Below are 20591 nucleotides of genomic sequence, written 5' to 3'. Positions count from 1 at the left end.
CGGGAGCGGCCTCGTCGGGAGGGAGCGGCGTCGGGGGGCGGCCCGCGCGTGAGGCGACGGCGCCTCCCGGGCACCCGCCCGCGGGCAGCACCGAGGGCCCGCACCTCGAAAGGTGCGGGCCCTCGGCTGTCGGCTAAGCCTCAGCGGCAGCGATCAGCTCTGGCCGCCGGCCAGCTTCTCGCGCAGCGCGGCGAGCGCCTCGTCCGAGGCCAGCGCGCCGGAGGTGTCGGCGCCCTCGGAGGAGTACGAACCGCCGGTCGCGGCCGGAGCGGCGGCCTCGCCACCCTCGGCGGCGGCAGCGGCGTCGGCCTCGCGGGACTTGATGACCTGCTGCTGGTGCTGCTCGAAGCGGGACTGCGCCTCGGCGTACTGGCGCTCCCACTCCTCACGCTGCTTCTCGTAGCCCTCGAGCCAGTCGTTGGTCTCGGGGTCGAAGCCCTCGGGGTAGATGTAGTTGCCCTGGTCGTCGTAGGACGCGGCCATGCCGTACAGGGTCGGGTCGAACTCGACCGAGGCCGGGTCGGCACCGAAGGACTCGTTGGCCTGCTTCAGCGAGAGGCTGATGCGACGACGCTCGAGGTCGATGTCGATGACCTTGACGAAGATCTCGTCGTTGACCTGGACGACCTGCTCCGGGATCTCCACGTGGCGCTCGGCCAGCTCGGAGATGTGGACCAGACCCTCGATGCCCTCGTCCACGCGGACGAACGCACCGAACGGAACCAGCTTCGTGACCTTGCCGGGCACGACCTGGCCGATCTGGTGGGTGCGGGCGAACTGCTGCCACGGGTCTTCCTGGGTCGCCTTCAGCGACAGGGAGACGCGCTCGCGGTCCATGTCGACGTCGAGGACCTCGACCGTGACCTCCTGGCCGACCTCGACGACCTCGGAGGGGTGGTCGATGTGCTTCCAGGACAGCTCGGAGACGTGGACCAGACCGTCGACGCCACCCAGGTCCACGAAGGCACCGAAGTTGACGATCGAGGAGACCACACCGGAGCGGACCTGACCCTTCTGGAGGGTCGTGAGGAACGTCTGGCGGACCTCGGACTGGGTCTGCTCCAGCCAGGCACGGCGGGACAGGACCACGTTGTTGCGGTTCTTGTCCAGCTCGATGATCTTCGCCTCGAGCTCCTTGCCCACGTAGGGCTGGAGGTCGCGGACACGGCGCATCTCGACCAGGGAGGCCGGCAGGAAGCCACGGAGGCCGATGTCGAGGATGAGACCACCCTTGACGACCTCGATGACGGTACCGGTGACGATGCCGTCCTCTTCCTTGATCTTCTCGATGGTGCCCCAGGCACGCTCGTACTGGGCGCGCTTCTTCGAGAGGATCAGGCGGCCTTCCTTGTCCTCCTTCTGGAGGACCAGGGCCTCGATCTCGTCGCCGACGGCGACGACCTCGTTCGGGTCGACGTCGTGCTTGATCGAGAGCTCGCGGCTCGGGATGACACCTTCGGTCTTGTAACCGATGTCGAGCAGGACCTCGTCCCGGTCGACCTTCACGATGACGCCGTCGACGATGTCGCCGTCGTTGAAGTACTTGATCGTCTCGTCGATCGCTGCGAGGAAGGCTTCCTCGTTACCGATGTCGTTGACCGCTACCTGCGGGGTGGTGGCGGTGGTCTCGGTGCTGCTCGTCATGTGGGAAAGGGCTCCGGTACGGACATTGAAGTCGTAGGTACTGCTTACGCCGGGAGCCCGTTTCGCTCTGCAGAAGCCGGACAGCCAAGGAAGCGCCTCACCGGCGAACCGGAGGTGACGCCTCGACAACCGAGGGGACATACAACAGATGCGAGCGCAGCCTGCTACGTCTGAGGTGCGCAGGCCCGCAGCGCAACTTGTAGCATACGGGGGCAGCCGGGCAGGGTCAATGCGCGAAGGCGCACACCCGGGGCGGATCGCCGCATTCCCGGCACACAACCTGTCTCCTGAGGCCGCGCAGGCCGCAGGAAGGCCCTGGGGTGACACGCCGGTGGCACCGCCGGGTGGGTTGCACGGAAGAGTACGACGAGGGAGCCCGTCATCCAAGAGTCCGTATCGTCCGAGCCGGCGTTCGAGCCGGAGGCCACCCGTCGCGACGCCGGCGTCGCGGAGAGCGCCCGGGCCAACCGGGGCTGGTGGGACCGCAACGCGGACGAGTACCAGACCGAGCACGGCACGTTCCTCGGCGACGACCGCTTCGTGTGGTGTCCCGAGGGCCTGGACGAGGTGGAGGCCGAGCTGCTCGGCCCGCCGGAGCGGCTCGCCGGCCGGGACGTCCTGGAGATCGGCGCCGGCGCGGCCCAGTGCTCGCGCTGGCTGGCCGCCCAGGGCGCGCGGCCGGTCGCCCTGGACCTCTCCCACCGCCAGCTCCAGCACGCCCTGCGCATCGGCGGGACGTTCCCGCTGGTGTGCGCCGACGCGGCCGCGCTGCCCTTCGCGGACGCCTCCTTCGACCTGGCCTGCTCGGCGTACGGGGCGCTGCCCTTCGTCGCCGACCCGGTGCTGGTCCTGCGGGAGGTGCGCCGGGTGCTGCGGCCGGGCGGCCGTTTCGTCTTCTCGGTGACCCATCCGATCCGCTGGGCCTTCCCGGACGAGCCGGGTCCCGAGGGCCTGTCGGTCTCCGCCTCCTACTTCGACCGCACGCCCTACGTCGAGCAGGACGACGACGGCCGCGCGGTCTACGTCGAGCACCACCGCACCCTCGGCGACCGGGTCCGCGACGTCGTGGCGGCGGGCTTCCGGCTGGTGGACCTGGTCGAGCCGGAGTGGCCGGACTGGAACACCTCGGAGTGGGGCGGCTGGTCGCCGCTGCGCGGGCGCCTGATCCCGGGCACGGCGATCTTCGTGTGCGAGCGGGACCAGCCGGGACCGGCCGGCGCCGTGCGCGGGCACGCACGCGCGTGAGGGCCCCGGGTCCGCCGACGCGCGCGGGGCCGCGTTCCGCCCGCAGGCGCGCGCACGCCGGGGCGTGATCCGCACGCGCGCGGGGGCGTGTCCCCGGGGCGTACGACACTGGGGGCGTGATCCGTGACGACGCCCTGGACGCGCTGCCCGTGCGGGCCGCCCTGCCCGCCCTGAACGACGCCCTGGACGGGCACGGGACCGCCGTCCTGGCCGCCCCGCCCGGCACCGGCAAGACGACGCTGGTGCCGCTCGCCCTGGCGGGGCTGCTCGACGCGGGGCCCGTGCGGCGGGTGGTCGTGGCCGAGCCGCGGCGGATCGCGGCGCGGGCGGCGGCCCGGCGGATGGCGTGGCTGCTGGGCGAGAAGGCCGGCGCGACCGTCGGGTACACCGTGCGCGGGGAGCGGGTCGTCGGGCGGCACACGCGCGTGGAGGTCGTCACGACCGGCGTGCTGCTGCAACGCCTCCAGCGCGACCAGGAGCTGAGCGGCGCCGACGTGGTGGTCCTGGACGAGTGTCACGAACGGCATCTCGACGCGGACACGGCGGCCGCCTTCCTGTGGGACGTGCGGGAGGCGCTGCGGCCGGAGCTGCGGCTGGTGGCCGCCTCGGCGACGACCGACACGCAGGGCTGGTCCCGGCTGCTGGGCGGGGCGCCGGTCGTCGAGGCCGAGGGGGCCGCGTTCGACGTGGGGGTGGTGTGGGCGCCGCCGGCCCGTCCGGTGCGTCCGCCGCACGGCATGTGGGTGGATCCGGCGCTGCTCGCCCACGTGGCGTCGGTGGTGCGGCGGGCGTTGGCCGAGCGGTCGGGGGACGTGCTGTGCTTCCTGCCGGGCGTCGGGGAGATCGCGCGGGTCGCGGGGCGGCTCGGCGACCTGGACGGGGTGGACGTGCTCCAGGTGCACGGGCGGGCGCCGGCGGCGGTGCAGGACGCGGTGCTGGCGCCCGGCGAGCGGCGCCGCGTGGTGCTGGCGACGTCGGTGGCCGAGTCGTCGCTGACGGTCCCCGGGGTGCGGGTGGTGGTGGACGCGGGGCTGGCCCGGGAGCCCCGGGTGGATCACGCGCGGGGGCTGAGCGCGCTCGCGACGGTGCGGGCGTCCCGTGCGGCGGCGCGGCAGCGGGCCGGACGGGCCGGGCGGGAGGCGCCGGGCGTGGTGTACCGGTGCTGGGCGGAGGCGGAGGACGCCCGCCTGCCGCGCTTCCCGTCCCCGGAGATCAAGGTGGCCGACCTGACCGCGTTCGCCCTCCAGGCGGCGTGCTGGGGTGATCCCGACGCCTCGGGGCTGGCGCTGCTGGATCCGCCGCCGGGCGGGGCGATGGCGGCGGCGCGCGGTCTGCTGACGGCGATCGGCGCGGTGGACTCCGCCGGCCGGGCCACGGAGCGGGGTGCGCGGCTGGCCCGGCTGGGGCTGCACCCCCGGCTCGGGCGGGCGTTGCTGGACGGCGCCGGGGCGGTGGGCGTGGAGCGGGCCGCGGAGGTGGTCGCCCTGCTGAGCGAGGAGGCCCCCCGGGAGTACGGCGACGACCTGGCCGCCGCCGTGCGCGCCGCCCGGCGCGGCAACGACGCGTACGCCTCGCGGTGGCGGGCGGAGGTGCGGCGGCTGCGGACCGTCGCCGCGGACCTCCCCGGCCCGTCCGCCCGTGACCGCCCGGCGACGGGGGCGGCCGTCGGGGCGTCGGCGGCCACCGCGGCGGAGGGCACGGAGGACGGGCGTGCCGGCCTGGTCGCCGCCCTCGCCTTCCCCGAGCGCCTCGCCCGGGCGGACGGCGGCTCCTGGCTCATGGTCTCCGGGACGCGGGCCGAGCTCCGGGACGGATCGGCCCTGCGCGGCGCCCCGTGGCTCGCGGTCGCGGTGGCCGACCGGCCCGTCGGCAAGGGGCACGCGCGGGTGCAGCTCGCGGCGGCCGTCGACGAGGAGGTCGCGCGGCTCGCGGCCGGCCCGCTGCTCGGCGTGCGCGACGAGGTCCACTGGTCGGACGGCGATGTCGTCGCCCGGCGCGTGGAGCGGCTCGGCGCCGTGGAGCTGGCGGTGCGGCCGCTGCGGGACGCCGACCCCGGGCTCGTGCGGGAGGCGCTGCTGGAAGGGCTACGGCAGGAGGGGCCGGCGCTGCTGCGGTGGTCGCCGGAGGCGGAGGCGCTGCGGCAGCGGCTGGCCTTCCTGCGGCTGCGCCTGGGGGATCCGTGGCCCGACGTGTCCGACGCGTCGCTGCTCGCGCGCGGGGCGGACTGGCTGGAGCCCGAGTTCGGCCGGGCCCGGCGGCGCGCCGATCTCGCGCGGATCGACGCGGGGGCGGCGCTCACGCGGCTGCTGCCCTGGGCGTCGGGTGAGGCGGCCCGGCTGGACGAGCTGGCGCCGGAGCGGATCACCGTGCCGAGCGGGTCCAGGATCCGGATCGACTACGCGAACCCCGAGCGGCCCGTGCTCGCGGTGAAGCTGCAGGAGATGTTCGGGCTCCAGGAGTCGCCGCGGGTCGCGGGGGTGCCGCTGCTGGTGCACCTGCTCTCCCCGGCCGGGCGGCCCGCGGCCGTCACCGCCGACCTCGCCTCCTTCTGGCGGGACGGTTACCGGGGCGTGCGGGCGGAGCTGCGGGGCCGTTATCCGAAGCATCCGTGGCCGGAGGATCCGGCGGGCGCCGAGCCGACGCGGCACACCAACGCGCGGCTGAGGCGGTGACCGGTTCCGGTTCGGCGCGGAGGGAGGGGCCGGGTCTCCCGGTGCGCCGGCCACGGTGACTGATGCGGCGTCAGGCGGGCTGCCCGTGGCGGCGGACGGGCGGGGGGGGAGACCACGTCGTGCACGGCGACGGCGCCCCGCTCCGGTGGAGGGGGGCGCCGTCGCCGTGCGAGGGCGGTTACGAGCCGGTCGTCGACGACTCGGACGGGCTCGGGGAGGCGCTGCCGGACGCGCTCTCCGACGGGCTCGGCGAGGGCGACGGGGCGGCCGTGACGGTCAGTTCGACCGTCAGGGTGGCCCCGCCCGTGGTGGTGATGCGCAGCAGGAAGGTGCCGGTGGTGTCGTCGGCGTACAGCTTGGGCAGCCGCAGCAGGCCGTCCGCGTCCGTCCGCAGGTCCGTGAGGGTGCGGACGGGGTTGCCGGCGGCGTCCTTGAAGTAGGGGCCCTTGTCGTTCGCGGTCGGGTCGTCGGCCGACGTGACGAGGGTGGCGGTGGCGGCGACCTTGTCCGCCGCGGCGCCCTTGTAGGTGGCCCTGACCTCGACGCGGTCGGTGAACTCGCCGCCCGCGGTGCAGGTCGGTGCGGTGCCGCTGGTGCGGGTGAGGGCGTCGGCGGCGCGGTCGGTGACGGTGGCCGTGTAGTCCAGGCCGGCCACCAGGCGGCCCACGACCGTGACGCGGACGGTGAAGGCGCCGGTCGACTCGCCCGCCTGGAGGGCGGGAGCGGTGGCGACGCCCTTGCTGTCGGTGGAGACGGTGGCGACGTTCTCGCCGCCGGCGAAGGTGGAGTCGGTGTCGCCGACGATGGTGAAGCGGATCCTGACCTTGCCGACGGCCTGGCCGGCCGCGGTCTCGGCCCGGGCGCTGATCCGCTGCGTGAACGCGTCGCCCGCCATGGCGGTGAGCTTCGCGGTGCCGGCGTCCTCGATGTGGTGGACGGTGTCGGTCGGCGTCGGCGCGGGCGTGGTGGGCGTGGTGGGCTTCGGAGGAGTGCTCGGCGCCTGCGGCGTGCCGGGCGCCTGCGGCGTGCCGGGCGTGGGGCTCGTCGAGGGCGTCGACGGCGACGGGAACGGGGACGACGGGGAGGCGCCCGTCCCGCCGGCGGTGCCGCTGTCGCTGCGGTCGGACGGCAGGGTGCCGGTGCCGTCGGGGACCTCGTGGGTGCCCTTGCGGTAGTACTCCAGCCACGACACGACGGTGTTGTAGTACTCCGTCGAGTTGTTGTAGCTGAGGATCGCCTTGCGCAGCCCGGAGTCGGTGGCCATGTCCCAGTCGTAGCGGCACAGGTAGTGGCCGGCGGCGAGGGCGGCGTCGTAGATGTTGTTGGGGTCCTTCCTGCCGTCGCCGTTGCCGTCGCGGCCGGCCCACGCCCAGGTGGACGGGATGAACTGCATGGGGCCCACGGCACGGTCGTAGGTGCTGTCGCCGTCGAAGGCGCCGTGGTCGGTGTCGCTGATGTGGGCGAAGCCGTTGCCGTCGAGGACCGGGCCGAGGATCGGCGAGATGGTGGTGCCGTCGGCGGTGACGTTGCCGCCGCGGGCCTGGCCCGACTCGACCTTGCCGATGGCGGCGAGGAGTTGCCAGGGCATGTGGCATCCGGGCTTGGTCCCGGCGAGCGCCGCGGCGGCCTTCTTGTAGGCGTCCAGGACGGTCGCCGGGATGCCGGCCTCGGTGTCGCCGCCGACGGCGGGCGTGGTGCCGGCGCTCTGACTCGGCGAGGGGACGGGGCTGTTCAGCGGCGGCAGGTCCGTGTAGTACGGCGAGTTGCCGGTGGCGCTGCCGTCGGCGGCCGTGTCGGCCGTCGGGGCGTCGGCGGCGGTCCGGCCGCCCGCCTGGCCGCCGGCCGTGACGTCGGATGCCTGGGACGCGGCGAGTGCCGCCACCGCCACCGCGGCCACGGTGGTGTTGACCGCCCCCTTGCGCAGCCTCCTGCCGAAATGCGCCGACATGAAGTGAACCCCTCCCGTGGACACCCGAGCGCCCGTCTGCCTCTGCCGTGCCCGCCCCTGCCGGGACGATGCGTGTCACTCGTCCTGTGGGGACGATCATCCCACCGTCGTGGTTGCGCTCTCCGGCGGTTCGCGCCGGTCTGTTCGCTTGTCGGGCCGTGCCCGCGAGCACGGCGACCCAAAGGACCCTACGACAACTTCTTTTGCACCGGCACCCGTTCGCACCCGGTATTCACCGCCCGGTCATCTCCGCCCGGCGCCGGCGGCCTCCCGCATACTGGTCGGGTCGTCGCACGTCCCGCCGGCCCGTCCGGCAACGTCCGCCCCCTGGAGCCCGGTTGCCGTTCACGTTGAGTCACGCCGCGGCCGTGCTGCCCGCCGTGCGCACCGACGGCACCGGCCGCGGACCGCTCGTGCCGGCCGTGCTGGTGGCGGGGGCGTTCTCGCCCGACATGACCTACTACGCCGCGAGTGCCGTGTCCGGGGCCATGGAGTTCGGGGACGTCACCCACTCCTTCGCCGGCGTGTTCACCGTCGACGTGCTCGTCGCCTGGGCCCTGGTGGCGCTGTGGCTGCTGGTGCGGGAACCGCTCGTCGCCCTGCTGCCGCGGCGCCGCCAGGCCCGCACGGCGACCCTGACGCGCTGCGGGGCGCCACGCGCGCGCGTCCGACCGTCGGCCCTGCTGCGCTGGTACGCGTCCGCGGTGCTCGGCGCGCTGACGCACGTGGTGTGGGACGCCTTCACCCACCTCGACCGGTGGGGCATGCGCCTGTTCCCCGTGCTCGGCGAGAAGGTGGCGGGCTCGCCTCTGTACTGGTACCTCCAGTACGGCGGGTCGGCCGTGGCAGCCGTCGTGATCGCGCTCTTCGTGACGTACGCGCTGCGCGGCACACCCGCCGCCGAGCCGGTCGGGGTGCCCCCGCTGTCGGTCCGGGACCGGTGGTGGGCCGGGGCGGTGATCGGCGGCTGCGCGCTCGTCGCGGCGGTGCGGCGGGCGACGCGCTGGTGGGAGTACTGGGGTCCCCGGGCCGAGCCGTACGAGCTGATCCCCACGGTGTGCTTCGGGGCGGGCGCCGGGCTGGTGCTCGGGGTGCTGCTGTACGCCGTGGGCGTGCGCGTGTGCCGCCCGGCCCCCCGGCCGCCCGTGCGGCACCCGGACGAGGTCAGCGTTCGCTGAACGGCTCGCCGGCCGGGGTCACCCCCGCGACGAAGACGGCGATGCGACGCGCCGGACGGGGTCTGCGGAACCGGCCGAGGCCGTCGAGCGCCAGGGCCAGGTAGCTGCGCGCGACGTCGAACCGGGACAGCGGGGCCAGCCGGCCGAGGCGTGCGGCGGCCGCGCGGACGGCCGTGCCGGGTGTCCCGGGGACGCGGGGGGCGGCGGCGCCGCGCGCGAAGGCGGGAAGCGGTCTTCCGAGGGGCGCCGCGTCGGGATCGACCGGCGTGCCGGGGGGCGCCGTGGCGTGCACGCCTGCGGTGGCCGTCCGGCGGTGAAGCATGCGTATACCCATGGCCGCATCCTGGCGGGCGGGGGCGGCCGGGGGCGTTTCGGCGGGGGCCACGTGGGTGAGGGCCCTTCGGGGGATGACCGGGAGTCACGGCCGGGCCCGCGGTGCGGGGGCGGCACCGCCGTCCCGCTCCCGCCCCGCGGCACCACCCCGAACAGCGCCCTCGCCGCACGCCCCGTTCGAACCGCCCGGGCCCCTAGTGCGCTGCCGACTCCCAGTCCGCCCCCACGCCCACGGACACGTCCAGCGGGGCCCTGAGCCGGACGGCTGCGGACATCTCGCGGCGGACGAGTTCCTCGGCTGCGGCGCGCTCGCCGGGGGCGATCTCCAGGACGATCTCGTCGTGGACCTGGAGCAGCATGCGGGAGCCGAGGCCGGCCTCCCGCAGCGCGCCGTCCACCTTGAGCATGGCGATCTTGACGATGTCGGCCGCCGTGCCCTGGATGGGCGCGTTGAGGGCCATCCGCTCGGCCGCCTCACGGCGCTGGCGGTTGTCGCTGTTGAGGTCGGGGAGGTAGCGGCGGCGCCCGAAGAGGGTGGCCGTGTAGCCGGTGGCCCGGGCCTCGTCGACCGCGCGCCGCAGGTAGTCCCGCACGCCGCCGAAGCGCTCGAAGTAGGCGTCCATCAGGGCGCGGGCCTCCGCCGCCTCGATGTTCAGCTGCTGGGACAGGCCGAACGCCGACAGACCGTACGCCAGGCCGTACGACATCGCCTTGATCTTGCGGCGCATCTCCGCGTCGACGGCGGTGGGCTCGACCCCGAACACCCGGGAGGCGGCGGTGGTGTGCAGGTCCTCGCCGGAGGTGAACGCCTCGATGAGGCCCTCGTCCTCGGAGAGGTGGGCCATCACCCGCAGTTCGATCTGGCTGTAGTCGGCGGTCATCAGGGACTCGAAGCCCTCGCCGACGACGAAGCCGCGCCGGATGGCCCGGCCCTCGTCCGTGCGGACGGGGATGTTCTGCAGGTTCGGGTCCGTCGACGACAGGCGGCCGGTCGCGGCGACCGTCTGGTTGAAGGTGGTGTGGATCCGGCCGTCCGCGGCGATGGACTTGATCAGGCCCTCGACGGTGACGCGCAGCTTCGCCTGCTCGCGGTGACGGAGCATGATCACCGGCAGCTCGTTGTCCGTCTGGCCGGCGAGCCAGGCAAGGGCGTCGGCGTCCGTCGTGTAGCCGGTCTTGGTCCTCTTGGTCTTCGGCAGGCCCAGCTCGCCGAAGAGGACCTCCTGGAGCTGCTTGGGCGAGCCCAGGTTGAACTCGTGCCCCGCGGCGTCGTGCGCCTCCTTCACCGCCTGCTGGACGGCGCCCGCGAACATCTGCTCCATGGCTTCCAGGTGGGCGCGGTCGGCCGCGATGCCGTGCCGCTCCATCCGGGCGAGCAGGACGGAGGTGGGCAGCTCCATGTCCCGCAGCAGGTCGGCGGCGCCGACCTCCTCCAGCTTGCCGCGGAAGGCCTCACCGAGGTCGAGGATCGCGCGGGCCTGCACCATCAGGGCCTCGGCCTCGGCGCCGTCGTCCGCGCCGAAGGCGAGCTGTCCGTCGGCCGTCGCGGCGGGGGTCAGCTCGCGGCCCAGGTACTCCAGGGACAGCGCTTCCAGGTCGAAGGAGCGGCGGCCCGGCTTGACCAGGTAGGCGGCGAGGGCGGTGTCCATGGAGACGCCGGCGACGCTCCAGCCGTGCTCGGCGAGGACGCGCATGGCGCCCTTGGCATTGTGCAGGACCTTGGGACGGTCCCCGGCGGCCAGCCAGGCCGCCCACGCGTTCTCGTCGGCCTCGTCCAGCTCCGACGGGTCGAACCAGGCGGCCGCCCCTGCGGCCGCGGCGAGCGCGACCTCGGCGACCGAGCCGGCGCCCAGCGCCCAGCTGTCGACCGTGGCGACGCCGAGCGTCTGCGTGCCGTGCTCGGCGAGCCAGCCGGCCAGCTCGCCGGTGCCCAGCACGGCGCCGTCCACCTCCACGCCGCCGGCGGCCGCCGGGACGGCCTCGGCCTCCTGGCCGCCCGGGTCGACGGCGAGGAGCCGCTCGCGCAGCGAGGGGTTCCTGATCTCCAGGGTGTCCAGGACCATCGCGACGGCCGTGCGGTCGTACGGGGCGCGCTCCAGGTCGGTGACGCCCTTGGGCAGCTCGACCGTGCGGACCATCTCGGTGAGGCGGCGGTTGAGCTTGACGGCCTCCAGGTGGTCGCGGAGGTTCTGCCCGGCCTTGCCCTTGACCTCCTCGACGCGCTCGACCAGCTCCGCGAACGAACCGAACTGGTTGATCCACTTCGCGGCCGTCTTCTCACCGACGCCGGGGATGCCCGGGAGGTTGTCCGACGGGTCGCCCCGCAGCGCCGCGAAGTCGGGGTACTGGGCGGGCGTCAGCCCGTACTTCTCGAGGACCTTCTCCGGGGTGAAGCGGGTCAGCTCGGAGACGCCCTTCGTCGGGTACAGCACGGTGACGTGCTCGCTCACGAGCTGGAAGGAGTCCCGGTCACCGGTGACGATCAGCACCTCGAAGCCCTCGGCCTCGGCCTGGGTGGCGAGCGTGGCGATCACGTCGTCGGCCTCGAAGCCCTCGACCGCGAACCGCGAGACGTGCATCGCGTCGAGCAGCTCCCCGATCAGCTCGACCTGCCCCTTGAACTCGTCCGGCGTCTTCGCGCGGTTCGCCTTGTACTCCGTGAACTCCTCGGACCGCCAGGTCTTGCGGGACACGTCGAAGGCGACCGCGAAGTGCGTGGGCGCCTCGTCACGCAGCGTGTTGGCCAGCATCGACGCGAAGCCGTAGATCGCGTTCGTCTGCTGCCCCGTCGCGGTCGTGAAATTCTCCGCGGGCAGCGCGAAGAACGCGCGGTAGGCCAGCGAGTGCCCGTCCATGAGCATCAGGCGCGGCCGCTCGCCGCCGGAGGTCTTCTCGGTCTTCTTCGATGCTGTTTCTGCCACGCCCCCGATCCTGCCACGCCCCACCGACACTCCGGCCCGGCCCGCGACCACGGCACCGGCACGGATCGCGTCACCCGCTCCCGCCCTCCGGCGGGAACGCACCGTGACAGCGGACGCAACCAATGCTCACGAGCCCCGTGCGCCCGGCCGTTCGCACCGTCGACGCAGCGTGCGACCATCGGGAACGAAGGTCAGACGGACGTCGGAGTGACACAGGCCACCCGCGCCAGCGAAGGAGCCCCGCGATGGCATCGAAGCCGCCCAAGGCCGACCCGGTCCAGGACGCGCCCCGGGTCGCCGAGCCGAAGCACGCCGCGGCGGGCCTCCCCGCCATCGGCCACTCCCTGCGGATCGCCCGGCAGCAGATGGGAGTGAGGCGCACCGCGCTGACCCTGCTGCGCGTGAACCAGAAGGACGGCTTCGACTGCCCCGGCTGCGCCTGGCCCGAGCCGGAGCACCGCCACGCCGCGGAGTTCTGCGAGAACGGCGCGAAGGCGGTGGCCGAGGAGGCGACGCTGCGCCGGGTCACCCCGGAGTTCTTCGCCGCGCACCCGGTCGCCGACCTGGCGACCCGCAGCGGTTACTGGCTGGGCCAGCAGGGCCGCCTGACGCACCCCATGTACCTCCCCGAGGGCGCGGACAGGTACGAGCCGGTCTCCTGGGACCGCGCCTTCGGCATCATCGCCGAGGAGATGCAGGCCCTCGCCTCCCCTCACGAGGCCGTCTTCTACACCTCGGGCCGCACCAGCAACGAGGCGGCGTTCCTCTACCAGCTCTTCGCCCGCGAGCTCGGCACCAACAACCTGCCGGACTGCTCCAACATGTGCCACGAGTCGTCCGGGTCGGCCCTGTCGGAGACGATCGGCGTCGGCAAGGGCAGCGTCCTGCTGGAGGACCTCCACAGGGCCGACCTGATCATCGTGGCCGGCCAGAATCCGGGCACGAACCATCCGCGCATGCTGACCGCGCTGGAGAAGGCGAAGACGAACGGCGCGAAGGTGATCAGCGTCAACCCGCTGCCGGAGGCGGGCCTGGAGCGCTTCAGGAACCCGCAGACCCCGAAGGGCCTGGCCGCGGGCGCCGCGCTCACCGACCTGTTCCTGCAGATCCGCATCGGCGGCGACCAGGCCCTCTTCCGTCTCCTCAACAGGCTGCTCCTGGAGACGGACGGCGCGGTCGACGAGCGGTTCGTCGCCGAACACACGCACGGCTTCGAGGACTTCGCCGAGGCGGCCCGCGCCGCCGACTGGGAGGAGACGCTCACGGCGACGGGCCTCACGCGCGCGGAGATCGAGGAAGCCCTGCGCATGGTGCTGGCCTCGGAGCGCACGATCGTCTGCTGGGCGATGGGCCTGACCCAGCACAAGCACTCGGTGCCGACCATCCGCGAGGTGGTCAACTTCCTGCTGCTGCGCGGCAACATCGGGCGCCCGGGCGCGGGCGTGTGCCCGGTGCGCGGCCACTCGAACGTGCAGGGCGACCGCACGATGGGCATCTTCGAGCGCCCCGCTCCGGCCTTCCTGGACGCCCTGGAGAAGGAGTTCGGCTTCGCGCCCCCGCGCGAGCACGGGTTCGACGTCGTGCGGGCCATCCGCGCGCTGCGCGACGGCGAGGCGAAGGTGTTCTTCGCGATGGGCGGCAACTTCGTGGCGGCCTCTCCCGACACGGAGGTCACCGAGGCGGCCGTGCGGCGCGCCCGGCTGACGGTGCACGTGTCGACCAAGCTCAACCGCTCGCACGTCGTGACGGGCGCGCGTGCGCTGATCCTGCCCACCCTCGGCCGCACCGAGCGCGACGTGCAGGGCGGCCGCGAGCAGTTCGTGACGGTCGAGGACTCGATGGGCATGGTGCACGCCTCGCGGGGCGGCCTGGAGCCGGCGAGCGGGCACCTGCTGTCGGAGCCGGCGATCGTGTGCCGGCTGGCGCGCCGGGTGCTGGGCGACGACAGCAAGGTGCCGTGGGAGGAGTTCGAGAAGGACTACGCCGCGATCCGGGACCGCATCGCGCGGGTGGTCCCCGGCTTCGAGGACTTCAACGCGCGCGTGGCGCGTCCCGGGGGCTTCGCCCTGCCGCACGCCCCGCGCGACGAGCGCCGCTTCCCGACGGCGACCGGCAAGGCCAACTTCACCGCGTCGCCGGTCGAGTACCCGAAGCTGCCCGAGGGCCGCCTGCTCCTGCAGACGCTGCGCTCGCACGACCAGTACAACACCACGATCTACGGCCTGGACGACCGCTACCGGGGCATCCGGGGCGGCCGCCGGGTGGTCCTCGTCAACCCCGAGGACGCGCGGGCGCTCGGGCTGGCCGACGGGACGTACGTCGACCTGGTCGGCGAGTGGAGGGACGGCGTGGAGCGGCGGGCGCCCGGCTTCCGGGTGGTGCTGTACCCCACGTCCCGCGGCTGCGCGGCCGCCTACTACCCGGAGACCAACGTCCTGGTGCCGCTGGACGCCACGGCGGACGTCAGCAACACCCCGGCCAGCAAGTCCGTCGTGGTGCGTCTGGAACAATCGGCGACCGACTGAGCGTTTGCTCAGCCGGTGCGGCAAGGTCCTGCCGCGCCGGTCACGACGAACGGAGCAGGGCGCCATGGGCGAGCAGCAGCACGTGAAGTTCCCGCAAGAGGTCCTCGACGAGTACGCGGCGCTCGGCGTCGACCTGCCGGCGCTCTTCTCGGCGGGGCACCTGGGCACGCGCATGGGCGTGCAGATCCTGGAGGCCTCGGCGGACCGGGTCGTGGGCACGATGCCGGTGGAGGGCAACACCCAGCCCTACGGGCTGCTGCACGGCGGCGCCTCCGCGGTGCTCGCGGAGACGCTCGGCTCGGTCGGGTCGATGCTGCACGGCGGCAGTTCCAAGATCGCCGTCGGTGTCGACCTCAACTGCACCCACCACCGCGGGGTCCGCTCGGGCCTGGTCACGGGCGTGGCCACGCCCGTGCACCGGGGCCGCTCGACGGCGACGTACGAGATCGTCATCAGCGACGAGGGGGGGCGCCGGGTGTGCACGGCCCGCCTCACCTGCCTGCTGCGGGACGTGAACCCGGGCGACAAGGAACGCGTGAACGGGGCGAGTTGAGCCGACGGGGACGCCGCGGGCCCCGGGCGGGCCCCGCTTCGGGTCCCCGCCCGCCGCATGCGGCCCGCCGGCCCGCTCCCGCCCGTTGAACCCGTCCTCGCCGCGCCGTAGCGTCGAGGCATGACGGCAGGAGGAGGTCCGCGGTCGCGGGCGGCGCTCGGGCGGTTACCGGTGCTCGCCGTGCTGACCGGCGGACTGCTCGCCGGGTGCGGGACGGGGGCGCAGGGCGCGGCGACGCCCGGCGCACCGTCCGCCCCGGGCTCCGTCTCCGGCTCGCCGTCGCCCGGGGCCGCGCCCCCCGAGGTCCTGTGCGCGCGGATCGTCGGGTACTGGTCGCGGGAGGTGCTGGACGGCACCGCGTACGGCGACTACCAGTCGATGGGGCTGTCCGACGGCCAGTACGAGATCCTCAGGGACGTCGTGGACGCGGCCCGCGCGGAGCGGGAGAGGGCGGGCCGCCACGAGGCCGAGGAACTGATCGACCGGGAGACGCGCACCGCCTGCGCGCGGCGGTACCGCGGCGGCGCCCCGACCGAGGGGCCCTGGCGGTGAGCGGCGTGGGCCCCGTCGAGCCGGGCGAGGGCACGCGCGCGTGGGACGCGCCCGCGTCCGACGCCCGACCCCCTCGTGAACTCCCCCTCGGGCGGGCGGCGTCGTGGTGCGCCCGGCACCGCCGCGCGGCCCTCGTCGCGGGCGCCGCGGCCGCTCTCCTGGCGGGCGCCGGATACGTCCACGTCACCCGTCCCCAACCGCCGCCACCCGACCCCGCACCGTTCCCGTCGCAGGTCGTGGCGATCGCCTACCTGGGCACGCAGGAGCCGCCCGAGGGCGCCGCGGGCAGGAGCTTCCGCTTCGGCGTCGAGGTCGTCACCCAGGCCGGCCCTCCCGTCACCGTGGCGCGGATTTCCCAGCCGTACGCCGGACTTTCCGTCTCCGTCGCGCCCTCTCCGCCATTCCGCGGAAGCCCCGGTTCCGCCAAAACGGTTGCCATCACCATGCAAGTGACTGATTGCGCGCGCACGCCGCAGCACGCCGGACTGCCTTTCCTGGATGTAACTCTACGTAATACGCGCGCAATGGAAGACCACAGTTTCATTCTCGGCGATCGCTATGCGCACGACCTCTCGGAGGCCCTGCAGGTAGCCTGCAGCAACGAGTTCGCGTCATCACCAAAGACGAAGAACACTACTGAAATCGCGGTCGCGCTTCCTGCGAGTTCTCACTATGCGGACCGGGCGAATCGGTCTGAATTCAACTCATCCACCCACTGAGTACCGCTCTGCATTACGCCGCGTCATAACAAGAGAGTCACAGCATCGGTCAGACCCTCCTCCACGTTCCCTGCACACGCTTAGAGTCACGCCCAGTCACCGCGCCATCGGATTCGAAGTCATTTCGTCCCAGCGCTCGACTCGACCCCCCGACCAGGAGGGGCCGTGCCAGGGAAAGGACTGATCGTGCGTCAACGTTCGCTCATCGCCATCACCGCCGCGCTGGCGGCGGGAGCACTCACCCTCACCGCCTGCGGCTCGCGCGACGATAGCGGTGGCTCGGACTCCGAGGGCAGCGGAGGCACCACCGTCGTCATCGGTGTCGACGCGCCGCTCACCGGCGACCTGTCCGCGCTGGGCCTCGGCATCAAGAACTCCGTGGACCTCGCCGCCAAGACGGCCAACAAGGAGAAGACCGTCGAAGGCGTGACCTTCAAGGTCGAGGCCCTCGACGACCAGGCGCAGCCCTCCTCGGGCCAGCAGAACGCCACCAAGTTCGTCGCCAACGACGACGTCCTCGGCGTCGTCGGCCCGCTGAACTCCTCCGTCGCCGAGTCGATGCAGAAGGTCTTCGACGACGCCAAGCTCACCCAGATCTCGCCGGCCAACACCAACCCGGCCCTGACCCAGGGCCCGAAGTGGCAGACCGAGAAGGCCCGCACCTACAAGTCGTACTTCCGCACCGCGACCACGGACGCCATCCAGGGCCCGTTCGCCGCGCAGTACGTCTACACCACCGCCAAGAAGAAGAAGGTCTTCGTCATCGACGACAAGAAGACCTACGGCGCCGGCCTGGCCGCCACCTTCACCGAGGAGTTCAAGAAGCTCGGCGGCCAGATCGTGGGCACCGAGCACATCGACCCCGACACCAAGGACTTCTCCGCGGTCGCCACCAAGGTGAAGTCCTCCGGCGCGGACGTCGTCTACTACGGCGGCGAGTACCCGCAGGCAGGCCCGCTCAGCAAGCAGATCAAGGCCGCGGGCGCCAAGATCCCCCTGGTCGGCGGCGACGGCATCTACAGCGCCGACTTCATCAAGCTCTCCGGCACCAGCGGCACCGGCGACCTCGCCACCTCCGTCGGCGCCCCGGTCGAGAAACTCCCCTCGGCCAAGGAGTTCGTCGCCAACTACAAGACCGCCGGATACAAGGAGGCCTACGAGGCGTACGGCGGCTACTCCTACGACTCCGCCTGGGCGATCATCGAGGCCGTGAAGAAGGTCGTCGCGGACAACGACGGCAAGCTCCCGGACGACGCCCGCGCCAAGGTCACCGAGGCCGTGCAGAACGTCTCCTTCGACGGCGTGACCGGCAAGGTGTCCTTCGACGAGTACGGTGACGCGACCAACAAGCAGCTCACCGTCTACGCCGTCGAAGGCGGTCAGTGGAAGGCAGTGAAGTCCGGCACCTACACCGGCTGACCCACACCCGCACCCATCCATGAGCCGCGCGGGGCGCTGCACCACACGCGCCCCGCGCGGACTCACATCCGGTCACATCCTCGACAATCCGAACGTCTCGGAGGACATGCGGTGAACGAACTGCCGCAGCAGCTGGTCAACGGCCTGCTACTGGGATCCATGTACGGGCTGGTCGCCATCGGCTACACGATGGTCTATGGCATCGTCCAGCTCATCAACTTCGCCCACGGCGAGATCTTCATGATGGGCGGTTTCGGCGCCCTCACCATGTACCTCTACGTGCTGCCCGACGGCACGTCGATGTGGGTTGCGCTCCCCCTCATGCTCGTCGGCGGCATCATCGTCGCCGTGCTCGTCGCCGTAGGGGCTGAACGATTCGCCTACCGCCCCCTGCGCACGGCACCACGCCTCGCCCCCCTCATCACCGCCATCGGCCTCTCCCTCGCCCTCCAGCAGGCGGTGTGGGCCTGGTACCCGGACGCCCGGTCCGCCATCACCTTCCCCCAGATCGAAGGCGGCCCCTTCGAGATCGGCAGCGTCACCATCCAGACCGGTGACCTCTTCCTGCTGATCGCCGCCCCGATCAGCATGGCGATCCTCGCCTACTTCGTCATGAAGACCCGCACCGGCCGCGGCATGCAGGCCACCGCACAGGACCCCGACACCGCCAAGCTCATGGGCATCAACACCGACCGCATCATCGTGGTCGCCTTCGCCCTCGGCGCCGCGTTCGCCGCCATCGGAGCCGTCGCCTACGGCCTCAAGTACGGCGAAGTCCAGTTCCGCATGGGCTTCATCCTCGGCCTGAAGGCCTTCACCGCGGCCGTCCTCGGCGGCATCGGCAACATCTACGGCGCCATGCTCGGCGGACTCGTCCTCGGCGTCGCCGAAGCACTCTCCACCGCCTACATCTCCGACATCCCGGGCATGGAACAGTTCGGCAGCCAGTCCTGGGCCAACGTCTGGGCGTTCGTACTCCTCATCCTCGTGCTCCTGTTCCGGCCACAGGGCCTGCTCGGCGAGCGCGTGGCGGACAGGGCGTGACACCGATGACCACACAGACCACCGCACCGCAGACGCCCGACGAGACCACGGGCACCCCCGCCCACAGCCTGGTGGGCATCCCGCCGCACCTCGGCCGCGCCCTCGCCACCGGCGGCGGCGTCCTGACCATCGTCTCCACCTTCCTCGCCTGGACCTGGACCGCCGCCTTCCCCGGCGACCTCACCGTCTACGGCTACCCGGGCGGCCTGCAGGTCCTCGTCCTCATCGGCGGCGCCCTCACCACGCTCTTCGGCCTCGCCTCCTACGGCACCAAGGGCCTGCGCTGGCTCGTCCCCGCCGGCGCCGACAGCGCGCTCAAACTGGCCGCGCTCGGCACCTTCGCCACCGCCTGGTACACCGTCCTCGCGATCAGCTCCAAGCTCGGCGGCCTCGTCAACCTCGAACCCGGCGCCTGGATCGTCGCCGTGGTGACCCTCGCCGCACTGACCGGCGCACTCGCCCTGCCCTTCCAGCGACCGCAGACCGAACCCGCCGACCCCGAGGACAGCGCCTGGGAGCAGTACCGCCACAACCGGCGCAACAACTGGACCGTCGTCAAAGCGGCCTTCGCCACCGGCCCCGTCGCACCGGCCCGCAAGCTGCCCGCCTACGCCGAGATCCTGATCATCGTCGCGGCCCTCGCCCTCGGCCTGACCGTCTTCACCTACGGCATCGGCACCGAATACGACGAACTGTTCATCGGCTTCCTGATCACCGCCGGCTTCGGCTTCGGCGCCGCCGCCAAAGCCGGACTCGTCACCCGGATCTCCGCACTCACCGCCAAGCACCGCAACGTCACCATGATCGGCGCCTTCGTCGCAGCCGCCGCCTTCCCCTTCACCCAGTCCGACGACCAGTACGCCACCATCGGCGTCTACATCCTCATCTTCGCCACCGTCGCCCTCGGCCTGAACATCGTCGTCGGCCTCGCCGGCCTCCTCGACCTCGGATACGTCGCCTTCCTCGGCGTCGGCGCCTACACCGCGGCCATGGTCTCCGGCTCCCCCTCCTCCCCCTTCGACATCCACCTGCCGTTCTGGGCCTCCGCCCTCCTCGGCGCCGCCGTCGCCATGGTGTTCGGCGTCATCATCGGCGCCCCCACCCTGCGACTGCGCGGCGACTACCTCGCCATCGTCACCCTCGGCTTCGGCGAGATCTTCCGCATCACCGTCCTCAACCTCGACGGCACCTCCGGCCCCGACATCACCAACGGCTCCAACGGCATCTCCTCCGTCCCGAACCTCGACATCCTCGGGTTCGACTTCGGCCAGGAACACACCTTCCTCGGGTTCACCATCGCCCGCTTCGCCAACTACTTCCTGCTCATGCTGCTCATCACGCTGGTCGTGGTCGTCGTCTTCCGACGCAGCGGCGACTCCCGCATCGGCCGCGCATGGGTCGCCATCCGCGAGGACGAGACCGCCGCCCTGGCCATGGGCATCAACGGCTTCCGCGTCAAACTCATCGCCTTCGCCCTCGGAGCCGCCCTCGCCGGCCTCGCCGGCACCGTCCAGGCCCACGTCACCTACACCGTGACCCCCGAGCAGTACCAGTTCGCCCACGTGGTCCCACCGAACTCGGCATTCCTCCTCGCCGCAGTCGTCCTCGGCGGCATGGGCACGATCAGCGGACCGCTCGTGGGTGCCGCCCTGCTCTACCTCATCCCGGCCAAGCTCCAGTTCCTCGGCGACTACCAGCTCTTCGCCTTCGGACTCACCCTCGTCCTGCTGATGCGCTTCCGCCCCGAAGGCCTCATCCCCAACCGGCGCCGCCAGCTCGAATTCCACGAAGAGGCCGAAGCACCCGCAGTCCTCAGCAAGACAGGGGCCTGACACACC

General features: G+C 72.7%; 14 protein-coding genes. 10 read left to right on the top strand and 4 right to left on the bottom strand.

The features are described from left to right. Window positions 1-153: 153 nt before the first annotated feature. Complete coding sequence (gene rpsA, locus ACH4F6_RS25605; RefSeq protein ID WP_097255253.1) at window positions 154-1644, bottom strand: 30S ribosomal protein S1; 1491 nt, start codon at window positions 1642-1644, stop codon at window positions 154-156. A 381-nt stretch (window positions 1645-2025) separates the two neighbouring features. Here rpsA and ACH4F6_RS25600 point away from each other — a divergent pair, with 381 nt between their 5' ends. Both ACH4F6_RS25600 and hrpB read left to right on the top strand, forming a co-directional pair. After that, a complete protein-coding gene (locus ACH4F6_RS25600) occupies window positions 2026-2889 on the top strand; it encodes a class I SAM-dependent methyltransferase (RefSeq protein WP_397962881.1) in 864 nt (287 codons plus the stop codon). 116 nt (window positions 2890-3005) lie between these two features. Next, window positions 3006-5561: an ATP-dependent helicase HrpB gene (hrpB, locus tag ACH4F6_RS25595; RefSeq protein ID WP_397962669.1), complete on the top strand. Its 2556-nt coding sequence runs from the start codon at window positions 3006-3008 to the stop codon at window positions 5559-5561. A gap of 178 nt (window positions 5562-5739) precedes the next feature. Here hrpB and ACH4F6_RS25590 read toward each other — a convergent pair whose 3' ends face one another. Then, entirely contained in the window at window positions 5740-7509 is a 1770-nt protein-coding gene (locus tag ACH4F6_RS25590) for a lytic transglycosylase domain-containing protein (RefSeq protein ID WP_397962668.1), read from the bottom strand. Window positions 7510-7847: 338 nt separating this feature from the next. Here ACH4F6_RS25590 and ACH4F6_RS25585 point away from each other — a divergent pair, with 338 nt between their 5' ends. Next, window positions 7848-8687, top strand: coding sequence for a DUF4184 family protein (locus tag ACH4F6_RS25585; protein WP_397962667.1), 840 nt, complete (start codon window positions 7848-7850; stop codon window positions 8685-8687). Here ACH4F6_RS25585 and ACH4F6_RS25580 read toward each other — a convergent pair. Together ACH4F6_RS25580 and polA are read right to left on the bottom strand one after the other, a co-directional pair. After that, the gene (locus ACH4F6_RS25580; protein ID WP_397962666.1) at window positions 8674-9021 is read right to left on the bottom strand and encodes a hypothetical protein; all 348 of its coding nucleotides are present in this window, start codon (window positions 9019-9021) and stop codon (window positions 8674-8676) included. The genes ACH4F6_RS25585 and ACH4F6_RS25580 overlap by 14 nt on opposite strands. Before the next feature lie 193 nt (window positions 9022-9214). Then, window positions 9215-11941 (bottom strand): DNA polymerase I, encoded by a 2727-nt coding sequence (polA, locus tag ACH4F6_RS25575; RefSeq protein WP_397962665.1) that lies wholly within the window; start codon window positions 11939-11941, stop codon window positions 9215-9217. A gap of 245 nt (window positions 11942-12186) precedes the next feature. Here polA and ACH4F6_RS25570 point away from each other — a divergent pair, with 245 nt between their 5' ends. The 7 genes from ACH4F6_RS25570 to ACH4F6_RS25540 all read left to right on the top strand — a co-directional run bounded on the left by ACH4F6_RS25570 (window position 12187) and on the right by ACH4F6_RS25540 (window position 20585). Then, window positions 12187-14466 (top strand): FdhF/YdeP family oxidoreductase, encoded by a 2280-nt coding sequence (locus ACH4F6_RS25570; protein ID WP_397962664.1) that lies wholly within the window; start codon window positions 12187-12189, stop codon window positions 14464-14466. A gap of 64 nt (window positions 14467-14530) precedes the next feature. Continuing rightward, entirely contained in the window at window positions 14531-15019 is a 489-nt protein-coding gene (locus tag ACH4F6_RS25565) for a hotdog fold thioesterase (RefSeq protein ID WP_397962663.1), read from the top strand. Between the two features lie 120 nt (window positions 15020-15139). Continuing rightward, window positions 15140-15571 carry a hypothetical protein gene (locus tag ACH4F6_RS25560; RefSeq protein ID WP_397962662.1) on the top strand — a complete coding sequence of 144 codons (432 nt, stop codon included), beginning with the start codon at window positions 15140-15142 and terminating at the stop codon, window positions 15569-15571. A gap of 236 nt (window positions 15572-15807) precedes the next feature. After that, the gene (locus ACH4F6_RS25555) at window positions 15808-16290 is read left to right on the top strand and encodes a hypothetical protein (protein ID WP_397962661.1); all 483 of its coding nucleotides are present in this window, start codon (window positions 15808-15810) and stop codon (window positions 16288-16290) included. Window positions 16291-16476: 186 nt separating this feature from the next. Beyond that, a complete protein-coding gene (locus ACH4F6_RS25550; RefSeq protein WP_397962660.1) occupies window positions 16477-17709 on the top strand; it encodes a branched-chain amino acid ABC transporter substrate-binding protein in 1233 nt (410 codons plus the stop codon). A 111-nt stretch (window positions 17710-17820) separates the two neighbouring features. After that, on the top strand, window positions 17821-18753 hold the full coding sequence (locus tag ACH4F6_RS25545) for a branched-chain amino acid ABC transporter permease (protein WP_397962659.1): 933 nt from the start codon (window positions 17821-17823) through the stop codon (window positions 18751-18753). A 5-nt stretch (window positions 18754-18758) separates the two neighbouring features. Further along, on the top strand, window positions 18759-20585 hold the full coding sequence (locus ACH4F6_RS25540) for a branched-chain amino acid ABC transporter permease (RefSeq protein ID WP_397962658.1): 1827 nt from the start codon (window positions 18759-18761) through the stop codon (window positions 20583-20585). The last annotated feature ends 6 nt before the right edge of the window (window positions 20586-20591 follow it).

This window comes from Streptomyces sp. NPDC017936 (assembly GCF_044328485.1).
GTDB lineage: Bacteria > Actinomycetota > Actinomycetes > Streptomycetales > Streptomycetaceae > Streptomyces.
The sequence above is the reverse complement of the archived record's forward strand: the minus strand, read 5'-3'. Positions and strand labels throughout refer to the sequence as shown.